The organism is Actinoplanes sp. ATCC 53533 (genome assembly GCF_003947245.1).
The window spans coordinates 37,959-49,196 of the sequence record NZ_QHHV01000032.1 but is presented as its reverse complement, the minus strand read 5'-3'; the positions used below and the strand labels follow the sequence as shown (position 1 = coordinate 49,196).

Genomic DNA, 11,238 nt, shown 5'->3' with positions numbered 1-11,238 from the left:
GGCTTCACCGGCAAGCAGGACATCGAGGCGTACGGCATCGCCGAGTTCAACGTCAAGTGCCGCGAGTCGGTCACCCGGCACACGGACGCGTTCGCCGAGCTCACCCAGCGGATGGGCTACTGGGTCGACATGGACGACGCATACCGGACCATGGACCCCGGCTACATCGAGTCGGTCTGGTGGTCGCTGCAGCGGATCTTCGACAAGGGCCTGCTGGTCGAGGACTTCCGGGTCGCGCCCTGGTGCCCGCGCGACCAGACCGCGCTCTCCGACCACGAGCTGGCCCAGGGCTACGAGCAGGACGTCGACCCGTCGGTCTTTGTGCGCTTCCCGCTGACCTCCGGCCCGTTCGCCGGGAGCGCGTCGCTGCTGGTGTGGACGACCACACCGTGGACGCTGGTCTCCAACACGGCCGTCGCGGTCAACCCGGAGGTCACCTATGTGGTGGCGACCGACGGCGGTTCGCAGCTCGTCATCGCCGCGGATCTGCTTGAACAGGTGCTCGGTGCCGCCTGGACGGTAGTGGCCTCCTTCCCCGGCAAGGAGCTCGAACGCTGGACCTATGCGGCCCCGTTCGACCTGGTCGAGGTGCCGGACGCGCACATCGTCATCCTGGCGCCATACGTGACCACCGAGAGCGGCACCGGCCTGGTGCACCAGGCCCCCGCCTTCGGCGCGGACGACCTGGCCAGCTGCCGGGCCTACGGGCTGCCGATGGTCAATCCGGTACGGCCGGACGGCACGTTCGCGCCCGAGGTGCCGCTGGTCGGCGGCGTGTTCTTCAAGACCGCCGACGCGACGCTGGTCACCGACCTGAAGAGCCGGGGCCTGCTCTTCCGCGAGGCTCCATACGAGCACAGCTACCCGCACTGCTGGCGCTGCCACACGCCACTGATCTACTACGCGCAGCCGTCCTGGTACGTCCGCACCACGGCCGTCCGCGAGCAGCTGCTGCGCGAGAACGAGCGCACCACCTGGCAGCCACCCACGATCAAGCACGGCCGGTACGGCGACTGGCTGACCAACAACGTCGACTGGGCGCTCTCCCGGCAGCGCTACTGGGGCACCCCGCTGCCCATCTGGCGCTGCCCCGAGGGCCACCTGACCTGCATCGGCTCGCTTCAGCAGCTCAGCGAGCGCACCGGCGACGACCTGTCCGGGCTGGATCCGCACCGGCCGTTCATCGACGCGGTCACCTTCGCCTGCGACTGCGGCGCCACGGCCACCCGGGTGCCCGACGTCATCGACGCCTGGTACGACTCCGGCGCGATGCCGTTCGCCCAGTTCGGCTACCCGTACCGCAACAAGGAGCTGTTCGAGCGCGGCTATCCCGCCCAGTTCATCGCCGAGGCGATCGACCAGACCCGCGGCTGGTTCTACACCCTGATGGCGATCGGCACGCTGGTGTTCGACCGCTCCGCGTACGAGACCGTGGTCTGCCTGGGACACATCGTGGCCGAGGACGGCCGCAAGATGTCCAAGCACCTGGGCAACATCCTCGAACCGCTGCCGCTGCTGGACCGGCACGGCGCGGACGCGATGCGCTGGTTCATGGCCGCGGTCGGCTCACCGTGGTCGTCGCGGCGGGTCGGGCACACCACGCTGCAGGACGTGGTCCGCAAGACCCTGCTGACCTACTGGAACACCGCCGCCTTCCAGGCGCTGTACGGGCGCACCGCCCGCTGGACGCCGTCGGAGGCGGACCCGGCGCCGGCCGACCGGCCGGTCCTCGACCGTTGGGTCCTGTCCGAGCTGCACACCCTGGTCCGGGGGGTGGACGCGGCGCTGGCCCGGTTCGACAGCCACGAGGCCGGCAAGCTGCTCGCGGCGTTCATCGACGACCTGTCCAACTGGTATGTGCGCCGCAGCCGCCGCCGCTTCTGGCGTGGCGACCCGGCCGCCCTGGCCACGCTGCACGAGGCGCTGGTGACGGTCACCCTGCTGATGGCCCCGATCACGCCGTTCATCACCGAGCGGGTCTGGCAGGACATGGTCACGCCGGTGACGCCCACCGCCGCGCTGTCGGTGCACCTGGCCGCCTATCCGGTCGCCGACGAGGCGCTGATCGACCCGGCGCTGTCGACCCAGATGGCCGCCGCGCGCCGGCTGGTCGAGCTGGGCCGGGCGGCCCGGGCCGACTCGGGCATGAAGACGCGGCAGCCGCTGTCCCGGGCGCTGGCATCGGTGCGCGGCTTCGCCGAGCTCTCCCCGGAGCTGCTGGCCGAGATCGCGGCCGAGCTGAACGTCGGCGTGGTGCTCTCGGTGGGCGCCGCGGGCGACTCGCTGGTGGACACCACGGCGAAGGCCAACTTCCGGCCGCTGGGCAAGCGGTTCGGCAAGGCGGTGCAGCAGGTGGCGGCCGCGGTCGCCGCCGCGGACGCGACGGCGCTGAAGCAGTCGCTGCGGTCCACCGGCAGCGCCACGGTGGTCGTGGCCGGCGAGACCGTCGCGCTCGGCCCGGACGAGGTGATCATCACCGAGACGCCGCGCGCGGGCTGGGCCGTCGCCGCCGAGGCGGGCGCGACCCTCGCCCTCGACCTGCACCTGACGCCCGAGCTGCGCCGGGCCGGGCTGGCCCGGGACGCGATCCGGCTGATCCAGGAGGCCCGCAAGTCCAGCGGGCTGGAGGTCTCCGACCGGATCGTGCTGCGATATGCGACCACCCGCGACGACACCGCCGCGGCGCTCGGGGAGCACGCCGAGCTCGTCGCCGACGAGGTGCTGGCGACGGACTACGCGCCCGGCGAGCCGTCCTGGCCCGAGGCAGCACCGTTCCGCGAGGAGGCGATCGGGCTCACCTTCTGGCTGCGGAAGGCCTGATGGGCCCGGCCCGCGTGCTGCGCGTGCTCGCCGCGCTCGCGCTGCTCGGCGCCTGCGCGGGCGGGCCCGGGAACGCCTGGACGGAGCTGTCCCTGCCGGGACCGGGCACCCGCCTGCTGCGGGACGCGGTCGCCTGCGGCGGGCACTGGTACGTCGTCGGCGGCCGGTCGGGCCCCGACGGCGAGACCAGCCCGGCGGCCTGGGACAGCGTCGACGGCCACGCCTGGCGCAGCCTCGCCTTGGCCCCGCTGCCCGGAAGCTACTACGGCCCGCGCAGCGTCCTGTACGCCGTGTCCTGCGCACACGACCGGATCGCGGCGATCGGCTCGCGCGGCGGCGGCGCGCACGGCAACCCGCGGGTCAGCACCTGGTATCAACGCCCGGACGGCTCGCTGGCCGAGGCGGCGGCGACCTTCGAGACCTACGGCGGCGGCACCGCGGTCGATGTCGGCCGGATCGCGGGCGGCCCGTCGGGTTTCCTCCTCGCCGGCAACCGCACCAGCGGCGCGGCCGCCTGGCTGTCCGCCGACGGCACGAGCTTCCGGCTCTTCGAGAACGCGCCCGGCCTGGCCCGGGCCTTCGCGCGGGACGGCGCCGTCCTGGACGATCGGTTCGTCCTCGTCGGCAGCCTCGGCGACGCGCCCGCCGCCTGGACGTCCGCCGACGGCGCCTCGTGGCGGCGCGCCGAGGTGCCGGACGGGGACGGCTTCGCGGAGTTGCAACGCGTGGTCCGGCTGGGCGCGCGGCTGATCGCGGTCGGGCCGCGCGGTGACACCTACAGCGCCTGGAGCGGCCCGGAGTGGGCCGCGGCCGGCCGCTTCGGCAAAGTCGACGCCACCGGCGTCCGGTCGCTGACCGTCGCGGGGCAACGGCTGTACGCGGCGGCCGGCGGCCTGTGGCGTTCCGTGGACGGCGGCCGGTCCTGGCTCACCGTCACCACTCCGCGCGGCGCGAGGCCGCTGTCGGCGGTCGCCGGCCGCGATGACCACGTCCTGCTGATCGCCGGCGACCGGGCCTGGCTCGCTCACGGGGTGTGACCGTAACTTTCGGGTGATTCATAGCCTCCTCCCAGCTCACAGCCATGATCTCCACGATCTTCACCGTTAAGGTCCGGATTCATGGCGTGGCGACAGCAGGTCAACATCAGGTTGGCCCGCAGCACCGGGATGCGAGTGGTGCAGCGGGACGGCCGCCTCCGGGTGATCCGCAATCCGCAGCGGGAACTGCGCGCGCCGGGGTTCATCTTCTCCTCGGTGCGCTCCGGCTCCACGCTGCTGCGGATGATCCTCAACAGCCATTCGCAGATCTACGCGCCGCACGAACTGCACCTGGCCCACGTCAAGGTCTCGTTCGAGATCCCGGCGGCCCGCAAGGCCATGGCCGCCCTCGATCTCGACGAGGGCGAACTGACCGCCATGACGTGGGACCGGCTGCTGACCACGGCCCTGCGGCGCAGCGGCAAGTCGGTCCTGGTCGAGAAGACGCCGAACCTGGTCCTCCACTGGGACCAGGTGGCCCGGGCCTGGCCGGACGCCCGGCTCATCTACCTGCTGCGGCACCCGGCGGCGATCCTCGACTCGTGGCAGCGGGCCCGGACCGCACAGACCGAGGAACAGGCGATCGCCAGCGTCGCCCGGTATCTCGGCAAGTTGTGCGAGGCCCGCGCCGCCGTACCCGGGATCACCGTGCGGTACGAGGATCTGACCGCGGACCCGGCCCGGGAGGCGCGGCGGCTGTGCGAGTTCCTCGGCGTCGACTTCGAACCCGCGATGGTCGAATACGGCAACACCGACCACGGCCCGCTGGTGGCCGGCCTCGGCGACTGGCAGGAGAAGATCAAGTCGGGCTCGGTGCAGTCCGCCCGGCCGATGCCGGCCATCGAACTGCCGGAACGCCTGCGAACACTCGCCGCCAACCTCGGCTACTGAGCGAGCGGCATACTGCTGGCCGTGTTGGGCACCCGGGCGACCCTGCTGCTGGCCGCCATCGCTGGCACAGGCTGCGCGGGGGCGCTGGTCGCGGTGACCGCCGTCATCCGGGGCAGCGCAGGCCGGTCTGCGGGGGCCGGCACAGACGCCGCCTCCCGTACCTGAGCACGGGTCAGCAGGGTGACGCCGACCGCCGCGATCCCCGCGCTGGCCAGGGCGACCACCGCGCCGAGCGCGCCGCCGGTGATCTGCTCGCCCAGCAGCACCAGGCCGATCGTCGCCGCCGCGACCGGGTTCGCCAGTGTGCTCACCGCCAGCGGTGCGCCCAGGCCGTTCCGGTAGGAGCGCTGGGTGAACAGCGTCCCGGCGGTCGACAGCGCGACGATCGCCAGGGCGGCGACGGCGACCGTCGGGTCGATCAGAGCGCCGAGCCCGCCGTCCGTGAGGTGCACCGCGACGGTCTGGGTCAGGGCGGACGAGACACCGAACGACACTCCCGCGGCGGCCGCCGCCCACAGGCCCGAGGCGCCGGGCACCGCGCTCCATCCGCCCAGCGCGGTCAGCAGCGCCGCGGTGACCAGCAACAGGCCGATGAGCTGGGTGCTGGTCAGCACCGCGATGCTGCTCGTCGTACCCGCCAGCAGCAGGATGCCGACCAGGCCGGCCACCGCCAGGCCGATGCCCCGGCCTTCGAGCCGGGTGACCGCCCGCCGGGCGAGCATCGCCGCGAGCGGCACCGCCAGCACCAGGGTCAGCACGCCGAGCGGCTGGACCAGCGACAGCGGGCCGAAGCGCAGGGCCACCACGTGCAGGCCCGCGCCGGCCCCGTTGAGAGCGATGGCCGCCCACCACAGCGGCGTCCGGATCAGCACGCCGAGCGGTCGCTGCGCCAGGCGTTCCTGCAGCACGGCCGCGCCCGCATAGCCCGCCGCCGACACGATGCAGAGCAGCACGGCCAGGACCAACTCGCTCACGGTTGCTGCTCCCCGGGCCGGACCAGACCACTCTGGTACGCGATGACGACCAGTTGCGCGCGGTCGCGGACGCCGAGCTTGGTCATCGCCCGGTTGATGTGCGTCTTCACCGTCAGCGGCGACAGGTGCAGCCGCTCGGCGATCTCGTCGTTCGACAGTCCGTACGCCACCAGCGCCAGCACCTCGCGTTCGCGGTCGGTGAGCCCGCCGAGTTCCAGCGCGGCCGGCAGCGCGCTCGGCACCGGCTGGCTCAGGAAGCGGGTGACCAGGCCGCGGGTGGCGGCCGGGGAGAGCAGCGCCTCGCCGGCGGCGACGACCCGGATGGCGTGCAGCAGATCCACCGGGTCGACGTGCTTGCCGAGGAAGCCGCTCGCGCCGGCCCGCAGCGCGAGCACCACGTTGTCGTCGTTCTCGAAGGTCGTCAGCACCAGCACCCGCACGCCGGCCAGATCCTCGGCCGCGGCGATCCGGCGGGTGGCCTCGATGCCGTCCATGTCCGGCATCCGGATGTCCATGAGCACCACGTCGGCACGCTCCGAGCGGGCCAGCGCCACGGCCTCGCGACCGGTGCCGGCCTCGCCGACGATCTCGACCTCGGGATCGGGCTCGACGAACATCCGGAAGCCGGCCCGGATCAACGGCTGGTCGTCGGCCAGCAGCACGCGAATGGTCATGACCCGGTCCGCCCCGCGAGCTCCACACGGCCCAGATCCGCACCGCCCAGATCCGCGCTGGGCAGTTCGGCGCGTACCGCGAAGCGGCCGTTCGTCTCCGGGCCCGCCGTGAGCAGGCCACCGGTCGAGGTGGCGCGCTCCCGCATGCCGATGATGCCGTAGCCCGAACCGGACCGCGGCGCATCCGGCCGGATCTGGTTGGCGATCTCCAGCCGCACCCCGTCCGGGGTGTACTCCACGGTGAGCCGGGCCGTGCCGTCGCCGTACTTCTGGGCGTTGGTCAGTGCTTCCTGGGCGATCCGGAACGCCGCGAGATCGACCAGCGCGGGCAGCTCCCGGGCCATGCCGACCTGGTGGTGATCCACCCGCAGGCCGGCGGCGGCGAGGTCGTCCAGCAGCGTCGACAGCCGGGCCAGTCCCCGGGTCGGTTCGGTGGCCGACGCCTCGCCCCCGTCCAGTTCGTCCGAGCTGCGCAGCAGGCCGACCACCGAGGCGATCTCCTTCAGCACCGCGTCGGAGGAGCGGCTGATGTGGTCCAGCGCCGGGCCGACCAGCTCCGGGCGGTGCTGCAGAATGTGCTTCGCGCCGGTGGCCTGGACCTTGATGACCGCGATGTGGTGGGCGACGACGTCGTGCAGCTCGCGAGCGATCCGCACGCGCTCCTCGACGACCCGGCGCCGGGCCTCCTCGTCGCGGCTCTGCTCGGCCCGCCGGGCGCGCTCCTCGACCTCGGCCACGTACGCCCGCCGGCTGCGGCCGGCGTCGCCGACCGCGGTGGCCATGCCGATCCAGGCGAGCGCGCCGAGATTCTCCGGCGCCCACCAACCGCCGCCCGCCCACAGCACGCCGGACAGGTAGAAGACCGTCCCGAGGCATGCGGCGGTGATCCAGGCTGTGCGCCGGTCTGTCCGGTTGGCGTGGGTGAAGAAGAGCAGAATGAGGGCGACCATGAGGATCGCCTGCCGGTCGTTCTGCTGGAGCAGGGTGACGATCCACGCGAGCGTGGTGACGATCAGGCCGACCCGGGTGTGCCGGCGGCGAAAGGTCACCGCGCCGAAGGCGACCACGAGGGCGACCACGTCGAAGGTGTCCAGCATGCGGGGCTGTTCGCCGTGCCTGCCGATGCGGATGGCGATGATCGCCGGCACCACCAGCGCCAGGGCCAGGGCGGCGTCGCAGAGCTGCGGATGCCGGCGTACCGCCTGCCACATCCGTGTCTCGCGCACCTCGCCCAGCTCCATGACGATCACGTTACGCGTGGGCGTACCTGCGAAGCGTCGTCTCCGCGCGGTAAGTAAGTGAGCTCGGATACCGCGCTCGCAGTACTCGGATCTGCCCACCGTCGGACGACGCGGATTACCTCGCGGTCGGACCAGGCTATGCCCCATGATCGAGGTTCATGAACTGACCAAGCGGTACGGCGCCAAGACCGCCGTCGACTCCCTGACGTTCACCGTCAAGCCGGGCATCGTCACCGGCTTCCTGGGGCCCAACGGCGCCGGAAAATCCACCACGATGCGGATGATCCTGGGGCTGGACCGGCCGACGTCGGGCACGGCCACGATCAACGGACGCCCGTACGCGGAGCACACCGCGCCGCTCAAGCAGGTCGGCGCGCTGCTGGACGCCAAGGCCGTGCACACCGGACGGTCCGCGTACCACCATCTGCTGGCCATGGCCGCGACCACCGGCGTCCCCCGCGCCCGGGTCGACGAGGTGATCGACATCGTCGGTCTGCACGAGGTCGCCCGCAAGCGGGCCGGCGCCTTCTCGCTCGGCATGGGCCAGCGGCTGGGCATCGCCTCGGCCCTGCTCGCCGACCCGGAGGTGCTGATCCTCGACGAGCCGGTGAACGGCCTCGACCCGGAGGGCATCCTCTGGATCCGGCACCTCATGCAGGGCCTGGCCGCGCAGGGCCGCACGGTCTTCGTCTCCTCGCACCTGATGAGCGAGATGGCGCTGACCGCCGAGCACCTGGTGGTCGTGGGCCGCGGCAAGCTCATCGCGGACGTCTCGGTGGCGGAGTTCATCGAGCAGGCCGCGCACGACTCGGTCCTGGTCCGCTCGCCGCGCGCGGCGGAGTTGCACGGCCTGCTGGCCGCCCCCGGTGTCACCGTGCTCAGCGTCGAGCGCGGCGCCTTCGAGGTGACCGGCCTGTCCGCCGAGAAGATCGGCGACCGCGCGGCCGCGGCCGGCATCGCGCTGCACGAACTCACCGTGCAGCGCCCGTCGTTGGAGGAGGCGTTCATGGAGCTGACCAAGGACGCCGTCGAGTACCAGACCGTAGGAGCAGCCGCATGAGCACCGCGACCCTGACCCCGTCAAGAGTGGCCCCGGCGCCGCCGTCCCCGGCCAAGCTCCGGGTCACCCAGACCCGGGTGATCCGCTCCGAGTGGATCAAATTCTGGTCGCTGCGCTCGACCGTGATCACCCTGGCCACCGCGGTAGCCCTGCTGGTCGGTATCGGCCTGCTCGCCTCATCGATGCTGGACTCCGGTGCCGCGGCCGGCGGACCGGGCGGAGGGCCGGGTGACCTCGGCCCGATCGACGCCAGCCTGGCCGGTCTCACGTTCGCCCAGTTGGCCTTCGGCACCCTGGGCGTGCTGTTCATGGCGAGCGAGTACAGCACCGGCATGATCCGGTCGTCGCTGACCGCCGTACCGAAGCGCCTGCCGGTGCTCTGGGGCAAGATCGCCGTCTTCGCGGTGGTGGTCTTCGTGATCGGCCTCGCGGCCTCGGCGATCGCCTTCACCGGCGGCCAGGCCCTGATCAGCGACGGCGCGGCATCCTGGTCCGACGCGGGCGTGACCCGCGCGGTGCTCGGCTCGGCCGTCGTCCTGGCCGGCTACGGCGTGCTAGGTCTCGCCCTGGGCGCGCTGCTGCGCTCGACGCCGGCCGCGATCAGCACGCTGTTCGGCGCGATGTTCCTGCTCAGCGGCGTCGCTCAGCTGCTGCTCCCGGAATCCTGGCGGGACAGTGTCGTGCAGTACCTCCCGGCGAACGCCGGCAGTTCGTTCACGGCGGTCACCCAAGGGGCGGACGCGCTGGGGCCCTGGGCCGGACTCGCGGTCTTCGTGGCCTACGTCGCGGCCGTGGTCGTGGGCGGCGCCTGGCGGTTGAAGCGCTCCGACGCCTGACGGCTCCGGCGGCCCACAGCAGCGGCCGGCCACTCCCCCGGGAGGCGGCCGGCCGCCGCCATGTGACCGGTCCCCGGGTTTACCCTCGGACGATGGCCTTCGAGCAGCACGGACACACCCACCGCCTGGACTGGGTCGATCCGACCATCCGCGAATGGGATTGCACCGTCGTCTGGTCCGATCCGGCCGATCCGGAAGCCGGGATCGTGCTCGACCGGTCCGCGTTCTACCCGGGCGGCGGCGGCCAGCCGCCGGACCACGGCGCCCTCATCTGGCAGGGCGTGCAGACCCGGATCGTGGACACCCGCAAGGGCGACGAGCACTACCTGATCCCGGCACCGGGCGACCCGGTCCCGCCCGCCGGCGCGACCGTGCGCGGCGCGGTCGACGACGACCGGCGCACCACTCTGATGCGCACCCACTCCGGGCTGCACATCCTCTGCGGCACGGTGTTCCGCGACTTCGGCGCGCTGGTCACCGGCGGCAATATGCAACCGGGTGAGGCCCGGATGGACTTCAACCTGCCCGAGGTGCCGCCGGGCTTCAAGCAGGCGCTGGAGGACGCGGTAAACGCGGAGATCGCCGCCGACCGCAAGATCGTCGCCCGGGTGCTCCCCCGCGAGCAGGCGCTGGCGATCCCGGACCTGGTCCGCACCCAGGACGCCCTGCCACCCCTGGAAAGCCCGGAGATCCGCGTGGTGGACATCGTCGGCCTGGACGTCCAGGCCGACGGCGGTACGCACGTCGCGTCGACCGCCCAGGTCGGCCGCGTCCAGGTGGTGAAGGTGGAGAGCAAGGGCCGCCAGAACCGCCGTGTCCGCATCAGGCTGGCCAGCTGACCTCACGAGCGGTTCTTGCACTTCCAGCTACTGGAAGGGCTTCACTGGGCGCATGACACAGGAAGTCGCGATCGGCGAGTTCGCGCGGTTGTGCCACCTCAGCGCGAAGACGCTGCGGTATTACCACGACATCGACCTGCTGGTGCCGGACGCGGTCGACGAGACGACCGGACACCGGCGCTATTCGACGCGACAGGTCGGCGACGCGCATCTCATCCGGCGGCTGCGCGGGCTTGACATGCCGCTCGCGGAGATCCGTCGCCTGCTGGCCCAACCGGACCCCGAGTCGCGGGAGGACGCGCTGGCCCGGCACCTGGACCGGATGGAGAGCGAGCTCACCCGTACCCACGACGTAGTGGTGTCACTGCGACGGCTGCTGCGGACGCAGCCGGCGGTCCCGGTAACGCATCGGATGTCGCCGCCGTCGGCCGTGCTCCGGATCAGCGCCCAGGTGGCCCGCCCGGCGGTGGCCGACTGGTGCGGGCAGGCCTATCCGCTGCTGTACGGGATTCTTGCCGAGCACGGCGTCGACCCGGCGGGCGCGGCCGGCGCGACGTACTCGACCGAGTTCTTCGAACGCGACGAGGGACACGTCGTGGCGTTCGTGCCGGTGCTGCCGGAGACGGTGCCGGCCGCCGACGACCGGTTCGCGGTGCTGCCGCAGCAACGGTTCGCCGTGGCGATCCACGCCGGGCCGTTCACCGACTGCGACCTCACCTACGGACAGCTCGGCAGCCACGTCGCCGAGCATGACGTCGGACTCGCAAGCCCCATCGTCGAGGTCTATCTCGTCGGACCCGACCACACGAACGACCCCAACCAGTACCGGACCGAGATCTGCTGGCCCATCCAATGAGGAGCACCGA

At 72.3% G+C, this 11,238-nt stretch carries 10 protein-coding genes; 7 read left to right on the top strand and 3 right to left on the bottom strand.

From position 1 onward, the window contains the following. The 3 genes from ileS to DMB66_RS13050 form a co-directional block, all read left to right on the top strand. The coding region (ileS, locus tag DMB66_RS13060) for an isoleucine--tRNA ligase (RefSeq protein WP_125804334.1) at positions 1-2,820 on the top strand (2,820 nt) is incomplete at its 5' end. Beyond that, positions 2,820-3,857, top strand: coding sequence for a hypothetical protein (locus tag DMB66_RS13055; RefSeq protein WP_125804333.1), 1,038 nt, complete (start codon positions 2,820-2,822; stop codon positions 3,855-3,857). The genes ileS and DMB66_RS13055, both read left to right, overlap by 1 nt. Before the next feature lie 81 nt (positions 3,858-3,938). Further along, the gene (locus tag DMB66_RS13050; protein WP_125804332.1) at positions 3,939-4,748 is read left to right on the top strand and encodes a sulfotransferase; all 810 of its coding nucleotides are present in this window, start codon (positions 3,939-3,941) and stop codon (positions 4,746-4,748) included. Here the strand turns inward: DMB66_RS13050 and DMB66_RS13045 are convergent. Genes DMB66_RS13045 through DMB66_RS13035 form a run of 3 tightly spaced genes read right to left on the bottom strand, consistent with a single transcriptional unit; the run spans position 4,742 to position 7,637 of the window. Beyond that, positions 4,742-5,722: a DMT family transporter gene (locus DMB66_RS13045; protein ID WP_125804331.1), complete on the bottom strand. Its 981-nt coding sequence runs from the start codon at positions 5,720-5,722 to the stop codon at positions 4,742-4,744. The genes DMB66_RS13050 and DMB66_RS13045 overlap by 7 nt on opposite strands. Continuing rightward, on the bottom strand, positions 5,719-6,396 hold the full coding sequence (locus tag DMB66_RS13040; protein WP_125804330.1) for a response regulator transcription factor: 678 nt from the start codon (positions 6,394-6,396) through the stop codon (positions 5,719-5,721). The genes DMB66_RS13045 and DMB66_RS13040 overlap by 4 nt, the downstream gene beginning before the upstream one ends. After that, the gene (locus DMB66_RS13035) at positions 6,393-7,637 is read right to left on the bottom strand and encodes a sensor histidine kinase (RefSeq protein ID WP_158647221.1); all 1,245 of its coding nucleotides are present in this window, start codon (positions 7,635-7,637) and stop codon (positions 6,393-6,395) included. Before DMB66_RS13035 ends, DMB66_RS13040 begins: the two co-directional genes overlap by 4 nt. Before the next feature lie 145 nt (positions 7,638-7,782). Here DMB66_RS13035 and DMB66_RS13030 point away from each other — a divergent pair, with 145 nt between their 5' ends. The 4 genes from DMB66_RS13030 (at position 7,783) to DMB66_RS13015 (ending at position 11,228) form a co-directional block, all read left to right on the top strand. After that, positions 7,783-8,697, top strand: coding sequence for an ATP-binding cassette domain-containing protein (locus tag DMB66_RS13030; RefSeq protein ID WP_125804328.1), 915 nt, complete (start codon positions 7,783-7,785; stop codon positions 8,695-8,697). Next, positions 8,694-9,533 carry an ABC transporter permease gene (locus DMB66_RS13025; RefSeq protein WP_125804327.1) on the top strand — a complete coding sequence of 280 codons (840 nt, stop codon included), beginning with the start codon at positions 8,694-8,696 and terminating at the stop codon, positions 9,531-9,533. The genes DMB66_RS13030 and DMB66_RS13025 overlap by 4 nt, the downstream gene beginning before the upstream one ends. Positions 9,534-9,625: 92 nt before the next feature. Then, on the top strand, positions 9,626-10,372 hold the full coding sequence (locus DMB66_RS13020; RefSeq protein WP_125804326.1) for an alanyl-tRNA editing protein: 747 nt from the start codon (positions 9,626-9,628) through the stop codon (positions 10,370-10,372). A gap of 52 nt (positions 10,373-10,424) precedes the next feature. Further along, entirely contained in the window at positions 10,425-11,228 is an 804-nt protein-coding gene (locus DMB66_RS13015; RefSeq protein ID WP_125804325.1) for a MerR family transcriptional regulator, read from the top strand. Positions 11,229-11,238 lie beyond the last annotated feature (10 nt).